Below are 18,259 nucleotides of genomic sequence, written 5' to 3' on the forward strand. Positions count from 1 at the left end.
TTATTCTCCTGCCTGAGTTGGGAATGCTTGAGCTTGTTGCCAAGCACGTTGATTAAGTTGCATTAAGGCATCTTTCGCCATGATCTGTTCTGGCTCTAGCCCTAGACGTAAACTTTGAATTTCAATTGAATTTTGCCAAGCCTGTTTTAATAGCTCGACTTTACGTAAGCGCACATCTTGCAACTGCATTGTGGCTTGCTGCACATCGGTAACGGCAAACTTACCCAAACGGAAACCTTGCAATGTTTTTTGTTGAACCTGAACGGCAAGAGGAACTTGCTGATCATTTAATTGCTTGAACTGAATATGTAAGCCTTTTAACTCTGACATCAGAGTTTCAATATCCACTTGATTCTGCTGTCGATAAAAGCTCTGTTGTCGTTGAGACAGCTCTTGTTTGGCCTGAGCAATCTTGATTCCGTATTGTTGACGATTAAAAAGATTTAAAGGAATTTCCACCCCTAAGCGGATTTGATTTTCCGTACGCTGCTCTGGGGAACGAGTGTTATTCACCCCCAAAGTTACCGCAGGTTGTGGTCTTGCTTTTGCCTTCAGCTGTTGAATAGTGGCTTGCTGCGCAAGAGCATCTAGTTGAAAAGAGCGCTCTAGCAAATTGTTTTGTCGATCTTGACCAGACTCTACATCCGCTGCCAATACCCACAGCTGATTAGAGCTTTGAGATAGTTGGATCTGATTTGAATCACCGCCCCATAAGTTGGCCAGTTGCTGTTTAGCAACTTGTAGTTTCAAATCGACCTGCTGATATAAACGCTGGTTTTCCAAGTGAGACATACGTACTCGATCTACATCAACCTGAGCAATACTCCCTGCCTGATAACGCTTTTCCGATGCAGACAAGTTCTCTTGGCTAACTGCTAACTGTTCTCCAATGAGAGACTTTTCAAGTTCAAGCAAGGCCACTTGTGACCAGAAATATTTAACTATTAACTCAAGCTCAGCCTTATAACGTTGTTCGGCCAAGTCAACCTTTGACATTTCTACTTTAGCTAAATGCTGTGCGGCCTTACGCTGCCCAAAAATATCTAAAGGCTGAGAGATGCCGATCGCGAGTTCTTTTTCTTGGTCACTCTGCAAACCTGTTTGCTCAATAGAAAGACTTGGATTTGCCCATAAGCGACTTTGTTTTAATTGCGCCTCAGCCATTTGCTGCTGTGCCTGCCAGACACCTTGTTGAGTTTGATAGCTTTGTGCTCGCGCTAATGCCTGTTCAAAACTAAAAGCTGCTTTTTGGGTATAAGAGCCCTGTTGAATATCAGAAGCAGCATTTGCCATTTGTCCCGCCAATAACATGACAATAGACAGGCTTGAGATGGTTACAACCTTTTTCAACGTTATCTTAACGTTACAACCCAATAAGTCGGGATGGTTCACCCGATTTGAAAAAATAGAAGACATGTTTTAGCCCCGCAATAAATAAAAGATGCGGTGGGCTTTTTTTGGCTACCCCACCTATAGCGGGGTTAAAACAGGAGGCGGTTTTAAGGCACTAAGATGTGGAGACTGGTAAGAATTAGACCAATGATAAATTTGTGAAAGTTCATGCACATGCAAAACAGGGGTTTGAGCTTGTTTTGCAACTTCTGTCATGACGACATGAAAACATGTCGGTAAATGATCATGATGGTCTTGTAAGTTTAAAGGTGCTTTATGAGCAGCATCTAAAGTCTCAGTATGTTCAACATGGGTATGGGAAGACGTTTGATATACATTTAAAGCTGCATGATGACCAAAATGATGTAGTGCTTTTTCTTGATTTTCATGCGCGCAAAAAGCCGCTGCTATATTCCATAAACTCTGGAATATAAGCAAACAGAATAAGACGGACATGAAAATTGCAGAACGTGGCAACAGTACACCATGGCTGTTAGAAATTGCACGAAGCAACTATAGCAGGCGAGCTACATGTAATAAAATTACAAAACGTTGATTTATGGGTTCCATTCTTAACCCATATCTTTCCTAAGTTTTTCAAAAATAATTTTTAAGAGTAATGTTCATGTATAAAACATTGACCACTTGCCTACTAGTAACTTGTCTTGGCTTAAGTGGATGTGCAACTTCTATTTTATCGACTGCCCTGCCGAATGAGACGACTGAGGTCCAAACAACTATTTTAAAAACAGATCAAATTATTGCACTTGGGCAAGCCGTTAAAAACCAGCAAGAACAAGGCGTCGTATTTATAGGTCAAGACTTTAATTATTTAATGACCGAAGGAAGTTCGGAATTTTTAAATATCATTAAAAATATTCCTGTAAATCAAAGAACTTTAATTATTCCCTCTCCTCTGCTACTCGAAATGGATGATCCTACGCATTTTCATGGCGAACTCAAGTTTCAATACAATATTCCCACTTCAAACCTCTCTGATCAACAGAAAGAAAATTTAAAAAATTTAGGGTTTAAAAATCATTTTATGGTTATGGAGAACCAAACACAGCTTTTATATCCCTACGCTATTATTCGTTTTAAAGGCCAAATTTATCAAACCAGTCCTACTTTAAAAGTCCAACAAACGATTCCAACTCCATATCCAATCGCCTTACAACAAAAAGATGAAATAACCAAGAAACATCCGTTTAAACGTGTAACGCGTATGGCGCTTTATCCTTTAGCGATGGCATTTGATATAGTGACGGTAGCCCCTTCTCTCATCTTGTCAGATTTACGAGGTGACTTTACTAAATAAGCGCCCTTACTAATCTAAAAACAAACCAGCCCTTAGGCTGGTTTTGTTTAAGAAAATTTCTTTTGTTTGATATTTATAAATTTTCTCAATTTTTTTATTTTGAATAATCATTTGTTCTTAAACTTTTTAAATTCTATTTTCACGTTTGTATACCAATACTTTTATAGAAATTTCGCTAAGCGTAAAAACACGTGTAACTTTTATGTAAGCTAAAACTTCATCATTTTTCATCCAAATGCGCTATATCAGATTTACAAAAAATAACATAAGATTTTCATATAAGGGACTAGCTTAAAAGTGTGAGTCAATTCAATCAAATTGAGGAACAAGGGGAGACTGTCATGAATATGAAAACAATCAAGCATGGGCTTAATCACTTGTTTGCCTTTGAAAACTTACCAGCCGATATGCATTCACAAGCTGAGGAAGAAATTGAACAAGGCTTACGCTTTGAAGAGTTAGCCATACAAGATCATGAACGTATGCAGAATTGGTTAGATATTACCCAAAATGACCGCAATGCGATGTGGTGCTACCTCCGTGCAGCTTTAAGAGGTAATGCTGACGCTTCCTTTAAACTTGGTATTGGCTATTTAAATGGTCAATTTGGTTTAGATAAAAACTACACTGAAGCTGAAAAGTGGTTAAACAAAGCAGCAAGTCAGGGACATCCTGATGCTGAACGTTGCTTACAAGAAGCTTTTAGTAAACTTGCCTTCTAACAAAAAACCAGCCCTTAGGCTGGTTTTTAAATTTAGCAGTAATTAACCGCTAATTTTTTTGTATTTCTTGCGATGAGGCTGAGCGTCGTCACCTAGCTTAGCGCGGCGATAAGCTTCAAACTCGGTATAGTTACCTGTATAGAACTCTGGTTGTTCATCTTCAAATGACAAGATATGAGTCGCAATACGGTCAAGGAACCAACGGTCATGCGATACAACCATGACTGTACCTGGGAATACCAAAATTGCATCTTCAAGTGCACGTAAAGTTTCTACGTCCAAGTCGTTTGATGGTTCATCCAGTAAGATAACGTTTGCACCTTGCTGTAAAATTTTCGCAAGTTGTAAACGGTTACGCTCACCACCTGACAATTCACCTACGCGTTTTTGCTGATCTTGGCCTTTAAAGTTAAAACGACCAATATAAGCACGTGATGCAATTTCATAATCGCCCACTTTCAAGATGTCTAAACCGCCAGAAACTTCTTCCCAAACCGTTTTGTTATCATCTAAAGTGTCACGAATCTGACCAACATAAGCAACTTTAACCGAATCACCAAGTGTTACAGTACCGGTGTCAGGTTTTTGCTCACCTGTCATCATACGGAATAAAGTCGTTTTACCGGCACCGTTAGGACCAACAATACCTACAATCGCTGCTGGTGGTACGGTAAATGACAAGTTTTCGTAAAGTAAACGATCACCAAATGACTTGCTGATATTTTCTACTTCAACAACCTTGTTACCTAAACGTGGACCAGGTGGAATATAGATTTCAGAGGTCTCATTACGCTGTTGGAATTCGCGTGAGTTAAGCTCTTCAAAACGCTCCATACGCGCTTTGTTTTTCTTTTGCTGACCTTTCGCATTTTGACGAACCCATTCAAGTTCTTTTTTCAATGCTTTAGCAAAAGATTCTTCTTGTTTCTGCTCTTGTTCTAAACGAGCATTTTTTTGCTCCAACCAAGAAGTATAGTTACCTTGGTAAGGAATACCGTGTCCACGGTCAAGCTCCAAGATCCACTCGGCAACGTTATCTAAGAAATAACGGTCGTGCGTAATCGCCACGATTGTGCCAGGGAAATCTTTTAAGAATCGCTCTAACCAAGATACAGACTCTGCATCCAAATGGTTCGTTGGTTCGTCAAGAAGCAACATATCTGGTTTAGAGAGCAATAAACGGCAAAGTGCTACACGACGGCGTTCACCACCAGAAAGCTTAGTTACATCTGCATCCCAAGCTGGAAGGTTCAAGGCATCTGCCGCGATTTCAAGCTGGTTATTTAGGTTATGTGCATCCCAAGCATGGATAATTGATTCTAATTTTTCCTGCTCTTTCGCAAGCGCATCAAAATCAGCATCTGGGTCTGCATATTCTGCAAATACCTGATCAAGACGCTCTAAAGCATCTAAAGCTTCACGCACACCATCTTCAACGTTACCACGAACGTCTTTAGTCGGATCAAGTGGCGGTTCTTGCTCTAAATAGCCGATTTTAATTCCAGGTTGTGCACGAGCTTCACCAGAGAAATCTTTATCTACGCCAGCCATAATACGAAGCAAGGTAGACTTACCCGCACCGTTCAAACCGAGAACACCAATTTTGGCACCCGGGAAAAATGATAAAGAGATGTCTTTTAAGATTTCGCGCTTTGGCGGAACCATCTTAGACACTCGGTTCATCGTATAAATATATTGGGCCACGCAGGACTCCTCAATTGAAAAACCAATACATCGCAAAACGCGACAAAATAATCGCGCGTATTATACGATGAAAACACTAATGACTTGAAGTTATGATTTCCATCGTACGGATTTATCAAACAATTTTCTTTTTCAATAAGTTGCAAAATGTTTATGTATAAGATTTATACAACGTTTCAGCGTATATTTTTCTATCTATATTCCTAAAATTGGATAACAAACCAGAATTTCTGCAATTTTCTATATAAATTTTAAGCTAGACTCGCTCAATATTTAACTCACGAAGATGAAGTAATCATGACTTATAAAGATGAAACCTTAGCCATTCACGCAGGCTACACTCCAGAAGCAACCACTAAAGCTGTTGCAGTCCCTATCTATCAAACAACTTCGTATGCATTTGATAACACACAACACGGTGCCGACCTTTTCGATTTAAAAGTTCAAGGCAATATCTATACCCGTATTATGAATCCAACCACAGCCGTACTTGAGCAGCGCCTTGCTGCGTTAGAAGGCGGTATTGGGGCATTAGCTTTGGCATCGGGAATGGCAGCTATTACTTACGCAATTCAGACCATTACTGAAGCTGGAGATAATATTGCCTCAGTCTCAACTTTATATGGTGGAACGTACAACTTATTTGCTCATACCCTGCCAAAACAAGGCATTGAAGTTCGCTTTTTTGATTATCAAAAGCCTGAAAGCTTACGTAACTTAATTGATGATAAAACTAAACTTGTTTTTGTTGAGTCAATCGGCAATCCGCTTGGAAATATCATCGATCTAGAAGAAATTTCGAAAATCGCCCATGAATATGGCGTACCTGTCGTTGTTGATAATACAGTCGCTACCCCTGCTTTATTAAAACCATTCCAATATGGCGCCGATATCGTCATACATTCTTTGACTAAATATATTGGTGGTCATGGCAATAGTATTGGTGGTGCGATTATCGATAGCGGTAAGTTTCCTTGGGGTAAATATCCGGAGCGTTTTAAAGTATTGAACACGCCAGACCCAAGCTATCATGGTGTGAACTATGTCGAGGCATTAGGTGAAGCTGCCTATATAGCAAGGGCTCGGGTTGTACCATTACGTAATACAGGCGCAGCTATTAGCCCGCTCAGTGTTTTCTTAATTTTACAGGGTCTAGAAACGCTTAATTTACGGATGGAACGTCATACTGAAAATGCACAAAGAATTGCGGAATATTTGCAAAATCATCCGAAAGTAAAATGGGTCAATTACGCAGGCTTAAAAGATCATCCACAACACCAACTTGCGCAAAAATATGTAAAAGGTAAACCTTCTGCAATTTTATCTTTTGGGGTTCAAGATGGCCGTGAAGGCGGTACTCGCTTCATTGATGCCCTCCAGCTATTTACCCGCCTTGTGAACATTGGTGATGCGAAAAGTCTGGCGTGTCACCCTGCAACCACAACTCACCGCCAACTCAACGAACAAGAACTAAAAGCTGCTGGTGTAAGTGAAGATATGGTACGTCTTTCAATTGGTATCGAGCATGTTGATGACCTCATTGCCGATTTAGAACAAGCACTTTCATCCGTATAAATTTTAAACTCATCTAACAAGCCTCTGGAATTTAGAGGCTTTTTTATTTTCAAGTGATTTAACTATTAAGAATAATTAATGGATTAGGGTAGTAATTTAGAGTTTTTACTCTAAATAAATTGTTAAATTTCATATATTTACATACTAGACAATTTTTAAACATCTATTAAGATAAGGCAATATTTAGGAGTTCATCAGGATGAACCAACGGTTGTAAAAATAAAAATTACATACCGGAATAAATAGCCCCTGCCCCTACTTAGGTAAAATGCTGTGAATAAAAAATTAGAAGCTCTGTTCCAGGAAAAGGTACAAGGTAAAGTCATCTTAGTGACAGGCGCCTCAAGTGGAATCGGTTTAACGATTTCCAATAAACTTGCTGACGCTGGTGCGCATGTTTTACTGGTTGCCCGTACTCAAGAAACATTAGAAGAAGTCAAAGCAGATATTGAAAGCCGTGGCGGTCAGGCATCAATTTTCCCATGTGATCTGAACGACATGGAAATGATTGATCAGGTTTCTAAAGAGATTTTAGCTTCTGTTGACCATATTGATATTTTAATTAATAACGCAGGTCGCTCTATTCGTCGTGCCGTTCATGAGTCTTATGATCGTTTCCACGACTTTGAACGTACTATGCAATTAAACTACTTTGGCGCTGTACGTTTAGTGCTCAATATTTTGCCTCACATGATTCAACGCAAAGATGGGCAAATTATCAATATTAGTTCGATTGGTGTATTAGCAAATGCAACCCGCTTCTCGGCTTATGTTGCTTCTAAAGCTGCGCTTGATGCATTTAGCCGTTGTCTATCAGCAGAAGTTCATGCACATAAAATTGCAATCACTTCAATTTATATGCCTTTAGTGCGTACACCAATGATTGCGCCGACCAAGATTTATAAATATGTACCGACTCTCTCACCTGAGCAAGCAGCCGATTTAATTGCTTATGCGATTGTGAAACGTCCAAAACGTATTGCAACTAACTTAGGCCGTTTGGCTTCTATGACCTATTCAGTGGCCCCTGGCATTAACAATATGTTTATGTCGATTGGTTTCCGTCTGTTTCCAAGTTCAGACGCCGCAAAAGGCAAAAAAGCTGAAAAACTTAACTGGGTGCAAAAAGCATATGCACGCATTTTCCCTGGTGAGCATTGGTAATTTAAAATATTCAGCAAGCTTAAATAAAAAAGCGCCTCATGAAAGGCGCTTTTTTATTTGGTTCTATTTACGCATCTAAAAATTCGACATGCCCTGTTTTGACATCGTAAATCGCGCCAACAATCGCTATTTCACCACGATCCAGTAAGTCTTTAAGTACCGTACTGTTATTAATAATATATTGGATATTGTAGTGAACATTCATAGCAGTTACCTGATTTACGAAGGTCTTGTTTAATTCACGGGGTTGCATAATGTCATATACGCTTTCTACCGAATGCATGAGCGGACCAAGCACATATTGAATATGCGGCATCTCTTTGACATCGGAGATTTGCTTTTGCTGTAAGCGTAACTGACATGCACTCGTCACTGCACCACAGTCAGTATGGCCTAAAACTAAAATGACTTTTGAGCCTTTGGCCTGACAAGCAAACTCAAGCGAGCCTAATACCTTTTGACCTGCAATATTACCTGCAATCCTTAAACTAAATAGATCACCAATACCCACGTCAAAAATCATTTCAGTTGGAGCACGTGAGTCCATACATCCCAAAACAGCAGCAATTGGGTGCTGGCCTTCATCTGCAGTAACACGAATTTGGCGATAAATATCACGTTGCAAGCGCTCATTTTTAACGAAACGTTCATTTCCTTCTTTAAGTAAAGTAATGACTTGCTGTGGACTTAATTTACGTTGTAGATCTCTCGTACTAATGTAGATATCCAGTACTGCATCATCTACCTCTTCATAGTGCTGCTTAAATCCAATAAGCTTAAGGTCGACTTGGCGTTTAACTGCCGTCTCATTTTGATAGTCTTGAATGACTTGATAAATATCCGGATCAATCGAATCACATTGAGTGGCATCAATAATCAACTGTTGATCTTTATGAACATGTTCCAAGGCAGAAATGAGTGCGGAACGATTCAGAAAAGTCACTTGTGAAGGAAGCTCAATACGCGTCACGATTCCATGTAAATGCTTTTCTTTATAAACACGAACACCTTTATTGAAGTTGCCATATAAAATAAATGCACTACTGGTAAATAGCCCCACCAAGATTCCGGTTAATAAATCTGTCAGCAAGATTGCAACCAAGGTAATAATGAATGGTAAAAACTGTCTCCAACCTTTTTGGTAAAGCTGCTTGAATAACTTTGGATGAGTCAGTTTAAAACCAGTCACGATCAAAATTGCTGCAAGTGCAGACAAAGGAATCATGTTCATGAGTGGGACAAAAAATAGAATGGCAAGCAGTAACAACACACCGTGAATAATGGTTGAGCATTTACTACGTGCACCTGTATTGGCATTTACAGAACTACGGACAATCACTGAGGTCACTGGCATTCCGCCAATCAAACCCGACACAATATTACCTGCTCCTTGCGCCCATAACTCACGATTAGGTGGAGATGAACGCTTTTGAGGATCAAGCTTATCGGCTGCTTCTAAATTTAGTAATGTTTCTAAAGATGCCACGATCGCAAGTGTAATGGCTCCAGTATAAATTAATGGTTCAGCTAAATAGCTAAAGTCAGGAAAAACCAATACCTCTTCTGGTGCTTGTAATATATTTGGTAGTTGAATCAAATTATTACTTTGCACAGCCCATGAAGAACCGATACTTATTAAAACAAAGTTAAAAACTGCTGCGAGTACCACGGCAATTAAGGCAGAAGGCAACGCTAACTTTTTAAGTGGGCTACTGTCCCAAGCTAAAATTAAAAATAAGCTCAGCAGTCCAATCAATGCTGCTCCAGCATCAAATTTTTGGATAAACGTATCCGGTGTAGCAGTCCAAACTTCTTTCCATGAAAAATCAGTCAACCCAAATAAATAAGGTAACTGTGTCACAATCAGAATGGCACCAATGGCTGCCAACAATCCTAAAATGACATTGTTTGGAATAAAGTTGGCAAAGAAACCCAACTTAAATACACCAAACAGAATTTGTAAAATTCCTGCAAATACAATACACAATAAAAAGGCGGCATAATTGCCGCCTAATTGATCGAGTTGTACAAGGATGACCGCAGTCAACCCTGCTGCTGGGCCAGAAACGCTGATGTGAGAGCCACTCAGCAGGCCAACAATAATTCCACCCACTATTCCAGCAATAATGCCAGAAATAATTGGAGCACCTGAGGCTAAGGCAATACCCAAACATAAGGGTAAGGCCACGAGAAATACGACCACTCCCGAAAGGAGGTCGTTTACGTGAAATCTATTTTTCAGTTCTAAAGCCGGCATAAAAACAACCATTTATAATATAAAAAAACAATCAATTTTTAATGTAACTGCCTGAAAGTGAGGAACTTACTTCAAGGCTTTATCGATATTGTCTGACAACTGAATCGGGTTAAAGTTGAGTTATGCTATAACGTTGTATAGTTGATTGTAGATTTCACGACGTTTTTGTTGATCTTAAGATTCACCTCATCTTTATGAGCGTGATGTTTTAATAAAACATGGCACTAGCCATTTAGAAGACGATTTAAAAACAATAAAAAAAGCCTCCCGTTTAGGAGGCTTTTTTAGGTTCTCTAAAGGCTCTTATTTAGAACCCTTAATTCCTGCTTGCAATAATAATGCACCAAAACCACCAATTTTCTGCTCTTGTGGTTTTTCTTGCTTATTACGCTGCGGACGTTCAACTTGATCTTTACGCGGTTGTGGACGTTTACCTTGTGGTTTACGCTCAGAACGCTGTTCGTTATTTTGTTCACGACGTGGTGGACGCTGTGCTTTCACAGGTGCCGCACCTTCTGCACGCATACTCAAGTTCACACGGTTACGTTCAACATCAACTTGCATAACACGCACTTGTACGATCTGACCTGGTTTTACCACTTTATGCGGGTCAGAAACGAACTCATTGGCTAATTCAGAGATATGAACCAAACCATCTTGATGCACACCAATATCAACAAAAGCACCAAAATTCGTCACATTCGTCACAACACCTTCAAGCTGCATACCTTCAGTCAACTGAGCAACTTCAGTAATGTCTTCACGGAATTTAGCTGTGCGGAATTCTGGACGAGGGTCACGGCCCGGTTTTTCAAGTTCTGCTAAAACGTCTTGAATAGTTGGCAAACCGAATTTGTCATCAACAAACTCTTCTGCTTTAACCTGACGAATAATTTCGGTATTACCAATAATGTCTTTTACCGTTGTAGCTTTTGCTGCAACAATTTTCTCAACAAGACCATAACTTTCAGGGTGAACAGCAGATGCATCTAATGGCTCTGAACCATTTTGGATACGTAAGAAACCAGCAGCCTGTTCAAAAGTACGTTCGCCAAGACGCGGTACATTTTTAAGTGCCTGACGTGTGTCAAAACGGCCATGCTCTTTACGGTATTCAACAATTTGCTGTGCAATTGCTTTATTCAAACCTGCAATATAAGCCAAGATTGCTGGTGAAGCAGTATTTACATCTACCCCAACAGCGTTCACACAGTCTTCTACAACTGCATCAAGTGTTTTTGCTAAACCAGTTTGGTTCACATCATGTTGATATTGACCTACGCCAATCGACTTCGGATCAATTTTAACAAGCTCAGCAAGCGGGTCTTGTAAACGGCGCGCAATAGAAACTGCACCACGGATTGAAACATCAAGCTCTGGCAGTTCCGCCGCAGCAAGTTCACTTGCAGAGTAAACAGAGGCGCCTGCTTCACTTACGGTTACGCGAGTTAATTTAAGATCTGTATTTGCAGCCATCATTTCAGCTACAACAGCTTCTGTTTCACGGCTCGCAGTACCATTGCCAATAGCAATAAGCTCGACATTGTATTCACGACATAGACGTGCAAGCTCAGCAATTGAGCCTTCTTTATCTTCTTTAGGCGCAAATGGATAAATCGTGCTATGTGCAAGTACATCACCAGCTTCGCTTACCACAGCTAGTTTCACACCAGTACGAATACCAGGGTCGACACCCAAAGTCGTACGGCTACCAGCTGGCGCTGATAACAATAAGTGACGAAGATTTTCAGCAAACACCTGCATTGCTTCTGCTTCAGCAGCAAGACGTTTTTCTGTAAGTAATGAATGCTCGATTTGAGGACGAACTTTACCTAACCAGAATAATTTTGCAGTTTGTTTTAAAAAATCTTGACGTGTTTGTGGCTGAACCTGATCAAGGTTGTATTCAGTTTCAATACGAGCCAATGGTGCATCATCTTCGCCATCAACTTTTAAACCGAGTACGTTTTCTTGGCGGCCACGTAACATCGCCAATAAACGATGTGATGGTAATTTGTTTAGGCCTTCCGAGAATTCAAAGTAATCGCGGAACTTTTTGCCCACTTCTTTCTTCTCTTCAGATGCAACAGTACTTTTTAATACTGCTGTTTTTGCAAAAGTCGCTTTTAATTCTGTAGTAAGAGGAATGTTTTGTGCCCAGTCATCAATCAGAATATGCTGGATTGCGTCTAATTGACTTTCAACGTCCGGATAGTCTTCATGACTAAAACCAGCCAATGCTTCTGTCGGATCAATTTGTTCTGAAATAATTTTTTCGGCAATTGGTCCAAGGCCCGCTTCTTTCGCCTTGAAAGATTTGCTCGTACGTTTAGGACGGTACGGCGCATAAATTTCTTCTAAAGCATTTTTTGTTTCGGCTGCATTCACCCGCGCCAACAAGTCATCATTCAATTTATTCTGTTCTTGCAATGACTGAATGACCTTTTCACGGCGCTCATATAAATCACGTAAATACGCTAAACGAGTATCTAATTGGCGTAACTGCGTATCATCTAAACCTTGTGTTACTTCTTTACGGTAACGGGCAATGAATGGAACACTGGCACCTTCATCAATTAAGCGGATGGCAGCTTCTACTTGGTTTGGACGTACGGCAAGCTCACTTGCCAACTGCTGAACTAAGTCAGTCATCGTGTTTGATCCCACAAGGATAAAGTTTAAAAGCACTGATTATAAAGACCAAGACCATAAAATCCACACTTGTTTGCGTATTCAAAACGTTTTTTTGTATTGACTATGAATTTTTCACATTCTTATGGCTGTAAAAAAGTTTTTTCTGTGACTCATTTGGGCCTTTAAGCTAGCCTTTTACCTTTTAAAAAATATGAAATTTATAGATTCTTCTTTAATTAAAGAAAATTTTTAATATAAATTATGAGAAAAAGAACATATTGATACATTGCCAGAACGATCAAAATATAGTTTTTCTTATCTTTCTAAATAAATTATTAAGTTCTCATACTTAAACCGTGAATGAATAAATTAAAAGTTAGAACTTAAAAACTGAAACTCATTTTTAAAATAATTTATTTGAAACAAATATTTATTAGAATTTAATCGATGAGAAACAGGTAAATAGCTAAATATTTGAGTTTTTCTTTAAGGCTTTGCTAAATTATGGGCATAAGATGTTGTTTTTTGGTTTCAAGCCCCTACGAAAATTGTAATTTTGAGCAAATTGATACATAGTCTTAACAAGAACATCGGCATTATACTGAGGGCTTGTTGGCAATAAGCCTAACCGATCCAATAATATATAAATTATGACTTTAAAAGGGAGTACATCATGAGTTTAGTTGTACCTGCTGAACATCCTGAAACCGTACATAACGAAACGGATCGTGTCGAGCGCATTTTAGTGGTCGATGACGATGTGCGTTTACGTACCCTCTTGCAACGTTTTTTGGAAGATAAAGGCTTTGTTGTAAAAACTGCCCATGATGCCTCACAAATGGATCGTTTATTACAACGTGAGTTATTTTCACTTATCGTGCTCGACTTTATGTTGCCCGTTGAAGATGGTTTAAGTATTTGTCGTCGTTTACGTCAGTCAAATATTGATACTCCAATTATCATGTTAACTGCACGTGGTAGTGACTCTGACCGTATTGCTGGTCTTGAAGCCGGCGCAGATGACTATTTACCAAAACCATTTAACCCAAATGAACTTTTAGCACGTATTCGCGCAGTATTGCGTCGTCAGGTACGTGAAGTTCCGGGTGCGCCAAGCCAACAAGTTGAAGTGGTTAGCTTCGGTCCATGGTCTCTAGATTTATCTACACGTACACTAACTCGTGAAGGACAAATCGTTACATTGACTACAGGTGAATTTGCCGTATTAAAAGCTTTGGTACAGCATCCACGTGAACCTTTAACACGCGACAAGCTCATGAACTTGGCTCGTGGCCGTGAATGGGGTGCAATGGAACGTTCTATTGATGTTCAAGTGTCTCGTCTACGCCGCTTAATTGAAGATAACCCGGCACGCGCACGTTACATTCAAACTGTATGGGGCGTAGGTTATGTGTTTGTTCCGGATGGTGCTGAATAAGCTTGAGATAAAATAGAGTGAGTTTAGAGCCAATACCACCGCAAACCTTTACCGACTACGTTGCGTACTCAGAGCGTAAACGGACCCGATGGGAACGTTTTCTCGATAAGATTAAGCCACGTTCTGCGGCCATGCGTACCACAATTTTGGTACTGCTGGTGGTACTCTTTAGCTTATTTATGTCATTGTGGTTTTTTTGGCGAACCCTCTATTTACCTGAAATTCAGCAACATGCACGCTATCTAGCAGTTGAACTAGAACTGGTAAATAACCCTAATATTCGTATTTTTCATCGCGATAGCGAAGTTGACGTCGACACATGGTTACGTAATCGGGTTGGCATTGAATATGTCACGAACCCCAAAGAATATCCAAGTGTTCGCGATAAAATTATTGCCGAGTTTTTTACCAACCAAGTTGAGCAAAAACTGGCAAATGAAATTGGCGCAAAAGACGTTACTGTCTATTTCCAATTTAAACCTAGCCCACGTATCTGGATTCAAACGCCAGAAATGCATGGTAACTGGGTTCGTGAACCTTTAAAAACCTATGCCAACTATAGCCCCGAGCTACTGGTAGGCTGGGTTGTGGGTGTCCCATTAGTTTCGGCCATCATTATTTTAATTTTGGTTCGACAAATGAACCGACCATTACGTCGTTTGCAAAATGCTGCCAACGAATACAGTAAGTCTGGAACTGCACCTTATTTAGATACTAACCATGGCCCTTTAGAAATTCGCCAAGTAAACCAAGCATTTAACCGTATGGTATATACGCTTGAACAAACGGAGCGTGAAAGACGAATCATGCTAGCGGGAATTTCACATGATTTAAGGACTCCCCTTACACGTATTCGTTTAACTGCAGAGATGCTACCTGATGAGTTTCTACGTGAAGGTCTGGTTTATGACGTAGATGATATGGATGCGATTCTAAATCAATTCATCTCATATATGCGTGATGGTTCAGATGAGGAATTAAAAGACACCAATATCAATATTCTTTTGCAAGAATTGGTGGTTCAGTTTAAACCCCTTGATATTCGCTTTAACATGCAGGATGTTCCCATTATTCCTGCACGCAGCCTCTCTTTAAAACGACTTATTGCCAACCTCATTAATAACGCAAAGCGTTATGGTGCTGAACCAATCGAACTCAGTGCAAAGGTTGAAAATGAACATATTTTAATTACGGTTGCTGACCATGGTGAAGGCATTCCTGAAGATCAAATAGAAGAATTAATGCAGCCTTTTGTAAGAGGCAACTCGGCTAGAACGATTCAGGGAAGCGGTTTGGGTCTTGCCATTGTTAAACGTATTGTCGATATTCACCAAGGTGAAATCCAGATTCACAATCGTGAACAAGGCGGTTTAGAGGTAATTATTTCTTTACCAATTCCAAAACCCGCTCCTGAAGAAAATACAACGCACAATCCTTTAGAAAAAATCAAACAAACTTTAAGTGAGCGCTTTTAATTTGAGCAATTGAATATTTAAAGCGCTATTTTAAACCTCAAAAAAGCCAATAATAATCAATATATTAAAAATCATAAAAATAAGTTATACCCGCATTTATTTAAAAAATTAGACCTTAGCCTAACACCTATGCACTTTTCATTTTTTCATAGCTAAAATCCGTTATGTTTTGACAATATTGAGGATGTCCAATGTCTTTAAGTCGTATTCGCCTAGCTTCTCTTCATGACAAGGTCATCAGTGCTGAACAAGCTGCGCAATTCATCGAAAATGGAATGACCGTTGGTATGAGTGGTTTTACTCGTGCCGGTGAAGCTAAAGCTGTTCCACAAGCACTTGTAGAGCTTGCAAAAAAGAATCCGTTAAAAATCACGTTAATTACGGGTGCTAGCTTAGGTAATGACTTAGACAAACAACTCACGGAAGCAGGTGTTTTATCTCGTCGCATGCCATTCCAAGTGGATAACACTTTACGCCGCGCAATTAACAACGGCGAAGTCATGTTTATTGACCAACACTTGTCAGAAACTGTTGAGCAAATGCGTAACCAGCAACTTAAACGTCCAGATGTTGCGGTCATTGAAGCAATTGCGATTACTGAAGATGGTGGCATTATTCCAACAACTTCTGTTGGTAACTCTGCAAGTTTTGCAATTTTTGCCGAAAAAGTAATTGTTGAAATCAACACTTCTTTAAGCGAAAGCTTTGAAGGTTTGCACGATATCTATATTCCAACTTACCGTCCAACACGTACGCCAATTCCATTAACAAAAGTGGATGAACGTATTGGTACAACAGCTATCCAAATCGATCCTTCGAGAATTGTTGGTATTGTCTTTAACGATACACATGACTCTCCATCGACAGTCACTCCACCGGATGATGAGACTCAAGGCATTGCCAATCACCTTATCGCATTCTTTGAAAAAGAAGTAGCTGAAGGTCGTTTACCGAAGAACCTTGGTCCACTCCAAGCAGGGATCGGTTCAATTGCAAACGCTGTACTAACAGGTTTAAAAGATTCTAATTTTGAAGACCTCATCATGTACTCAGAAGTACTACAAGACTGTACTTTTGAACTAATTGATGCAGGCAAAATGAAATTTGCTTCTGGTAGTTCAATTACGCTTTCAGCAAAATGTGGTGAAAAAGTTTTTGGCAATATCGAAGCTTACAAAGACAAATTAGTGCTTCGTCCACAAGAAATTTCTAATCACCCTGAGCTTGTACGTCGTTTAGGTATTATCGGTATTAATACTGCGCTTGAGTTTGATATTTACGGTAACGTGAACTCAACTCACGTGTGTGGTACTAAAATGATGAACGGTATTGGTGGTTCAGGTGACTTCGCTCGTAATGCGCACTTGGCAATCTTTGTAACCAAATCTATTGCTAAAGGCGGCGATATTTCTTCTATCGTGCCAATGGTGAGTCACGTTGATCATAGTGAACACGACGTTGATATTTTAGTGACAGAGCAAGGTTTAGCAGACTTACGTGGTTTAGCACCTCGTGAACGTGCTCGCGCTATTATCGACAACTGCGTACACCCGCTTTACCGTGATGCATTAAATGACTACTTTGATCGTGCATGTGCTAAAGGCGGACATACACCTCACTTACTTCGTGAAGCATTGTCTTGGCATGCAAACTTCGAAGAAACAGGCCAAATGCTTCAACCAACACCGGTTGCAAAATCAGCTTAAGCCATACTTTTAATTTAAGCACTCCTTCGGGGGTGCTTTTTTATTTGTGTAAATTATTCACAAACTACTGCTCAAGTTCGAATTTTTATTTTATCTTTTCAATACATCAAAACAAAAAGTAGAAATCCATATGTTCATTATTCGCCAATTTACAAATGCAGATCTGGATGATGTGGTCAATTTATGGGAAAGCTGTGGCCTAACTCGCCCTTGGAATAACCCTGAAACGGATATTTTCAGGAAAGTTTCGCAGCAGGATGATTTATTCCTCGTTGCTATTAAGGATGAGCAACTGATTGGCACGCTTATGGGCGGCTACGACGGCCATAGAGGCTGGATTAATTATCTGGCTGTTCACCCCCATCAACAACGCCTAGGAATAGCCACAGCGCTTGTTCAACAGCTTGAGAAGCGGCTTATGGCGCGTGGCTGCCCCAAATTACAATTATTAGTGCGTAAAGATAATCTGAATGTATTGAATTTTTACGAGCAGCTGGGCTATGACGAAGTAGAAGCGGTATGTTTAGGAAAACGTCTTATTAGTGACAACCCTCATGACTAAAGGCGCCTTTTCAAATGAAGAGCCTTTAGGAAATAAAGCCAGACCTTGGGATAACTCACTTTACTTGTGGATAAAATGAGGGTTATACACAGGTGAAGTCATTCTACTCACGTATCAAATAAATAGGCATGAAAAAAGCCCCATACTTAAAGTATGGGGCTTTTTCGAATATGGTGGCGAGACCCAGGATCGAACTGGGGACACACGGATTTTCAATCCGTTGCTCTACCAACTGAGCTATCACGCCGATGGCCTGTATTAAGCCGTATCTCAGAACAATAGTCAACAATTATCCTGAGTTTTTGATTTAAA

Annotated in this window: 14 protein-coding genes and 1 tRNA gene; 9 read left to right on the plus strand and 6 right to left on the minus strand. The window is 39.8% G+C overall.

Translation table 11 applies throughout. From position 1 onward, the window contains the following. The gene (locus tag GO593_RS04890) at window positions 1-1,416 is read right to left on the minus strand and encodes a TolC family protein (RefSeq protein WP_002194560.1); all 1,416 of its coding nucleotides are present in this window, start codon (window positions 1,414-1,416) and stop codon (window positions 1-3) included. Between the two features lie 54 nt (window positions 1,417-1,470). Beyond that, window positions 1,471-1,869: a cation efflux protein, CzcI-like gene (locus GO593_RS04895; RefSeq protein ID WP_001138085.1), complete on the minus strand. Its 399-nt coding sequence runs from the start codon at window positions 1,867-1,869 to the stop codon at window positions 1,471-1,473. A 148-nt stretch (window positions 1,870-2,017) separates the two neighbouring features. Here GO593_RS04895 and GO593_RS04900 point away from each other — a divergent pair, with 148 nt between their 5' ends. Together GO593_RS04900 and GO593_RS04905 are read left to right on the plus strand one after the other, a co-directional pair. Beyond that, entirely contained in the window at window positions 2,018-2,710 is a 693-nt protein-coding gene (locus tag GO593_RS04900) for a YidX family protein (RefSeq protein ID WP_000278587.1), read from the plus strand. A 341-nt stretch (window positions 2,711-3,051) separates the two neighbouring features. Further along, window positions 3,052-3,432: a tetratricopeptide repeat protein gene (locus GO593_RS04905; RefSeq protein WP_001056511.1), complete on the plus strand. Its 381-nt coding sequence runs from the start codon at window positions 3,052-3,054 to the stop codon at window positions 3,430-3,432. Between the two features lie 42 nt (window positions 3,433-3,474). Here the strand turns inward: GO593_RS04905 and ettA are convergent, their stop codons facing one another. Then, the gene (gene ettA, locus GO593_RS04910; RefSeq protein WP_000090021.1) at window positions 3,475-5,136 is read right to left on the minus strand and encodes an energy-dependent translational throttle protein EttA; all 1,662 of its coding nucleotides are present in this window, start codon (window positions 5,134-5,136) and stop codon (window positions 3,475-3,477) included. A gap of 297 nt (window positions 5,137-5,433) precedes the next feature. Here ettA and GO593_RS04915 point away from each other — a divergent pair, with 297 nt between their 5' ends. Together GO593_RS04915 and GO593_RS04920 are read left to right on the plus strand one after the other, a co-directional pair. Then, window positions 5,434-6,711 carry an O-acetylhomoserine aminocarboxypropyltransferase/cysteine synthase family protein gene (locus GO593_RS04915; protein WP_000221152.1) on the plus strand — a complete coding sequence of 426 codons (1,278 nt, stop codon included), beginning with the start codon at window positions 5,434-5,436 and terminating at the stop codon, window positions 6,709-6,711. A gap of 273 nt (window positions 6,712-6,984) precedes the next feature. Beyond that, a complete protein-coding gene (locus GO593_RS04920) occupies window positions 6,985-7,875 on the plus strand; it encodes an SDR family NAD(P)-dependent oxidoreductase (RefSeq protein WP_001035486.1) in 891 nt (296 codons plus the stop codon). 67 nt (window positions 7,876-7,942) lie between these two features. Here GO593_RS04920 and GO593_RS04925 read toward each other — a convergent pair whose 3' ends face one another. Further along, the gene (locus tag GO593_RS04925; protein WP_001111065.1) at window positions 7,943-10,132 is read right to left on the minus strand and encodes a bifunctional SulP family inorganic anion transporter/carbonic anhydrase; all 2,190 of its coding nucleotides are present in this window, start codon (window positions 10,130-10,132) and stop codon (window positions 7,943-7,945) included. Between the two features lie 303 nt (window positions 10,133-10,435). Continuing rightward, window positions 10,436-12,784, minus strand: a complete 2,349-nt coding sequence (locus tag GO593_RS04930; RefSeq protein WP_000131195.1) for a Tex family protein — start codon at window positions 12,782-12,784, stop codon at window positions 10,436-10,438. Between the two features lie 655 nt (window positions 12,785-13,439). Between GO593_RS04930 and ompR the strand changes: the two genes are divergently transcribed. The 5 genes from ompR (at window position 13,440) to GO593_RS04955 (ending at window position 17,947) form a co-directional block, all read left to right on the plus strand. Beyond that, entirely contained in the window at window positions 13,440-14,204 is a 765-nt protein-coding gene (gene ompR, locus GO593_RS04935; RefSeq protein ID WP_000060753.1) for an osmolarity response regulator transcription factor OmpR, read from the plus strand. Window positions 14,205-14,221: 17 nt separating this feature from the next. Then, a complete protein-coding gene (locus GO593_RS04940) occupies window positions 14,222-15,679 on the plus strand; it encodes an ATP-binding protein (protein WP_000051217.1) in 1,458 nt (485 codons plus the stop codon). 27 nt (window positions 15,680-15,706) lie between these two features. Then, window positions 15,707-15,835: a hypothetical protein gene (locus tag GO593_RS04945; RefSeq protein ID WP_085940424.1), complete on the plus strand. Its 129-nt coding sequence runs from the start codon at window positions 15,707-15,709 to the stop codon at window positions 15,833-15,835. A 35-nt stretch (window positions 15,836-15,870) separates the two neighbouring features. Next, window positions 15,871-17,385 carry an acetyl-CoA hydrolase/transferase family protein gene (locus GO593_RS04950; protein ID WP_000059345.1) on the plus strand — a complete coding sequence of 505 codons (1,515 nt, stop codon included), beginning with the start codon at window positions 15,871-15,873 and terminating at the stop codon, window positions 17,383-17,385. Between the two features lie 130 nt (window positions 17,386-17,515). After that, the gene (locus GO593_RS04955) at window positions 17,516-17,947 is read left to right on the plus strand and encodes a GNAT family acetyltransferase (RefSeq protein WP_000469967.1); all 432 of its coding nucleotides are present in this window, start codon (window positions 17,516-17,518) and stop codon (window positions 17,945-17,947) included. 171 nt (window positions 17,948-18,118) lie between these two features. On the opposite strand, the gene GO593_RS04960 is transcribed toward GO593_RS04955, so the two are convergent. Beyond that, window positions 18,119-18,194, minus strand: a tRNA-Phe gene (locus GO593_RS04960). Between the last annotated feature and the right edge of the window lie 65 nt (window positions 18,195-18,259).

This window comes from Acinetobacter baumannii (assembly GCF_009759685.1).
Classification (GTDB): Bacteria; Pseudomonadota; Gammaproteobacteria; order Pseudomonadales; family Moraxellaceae; genus Acinetobacter; species Acinetobacter baumannii.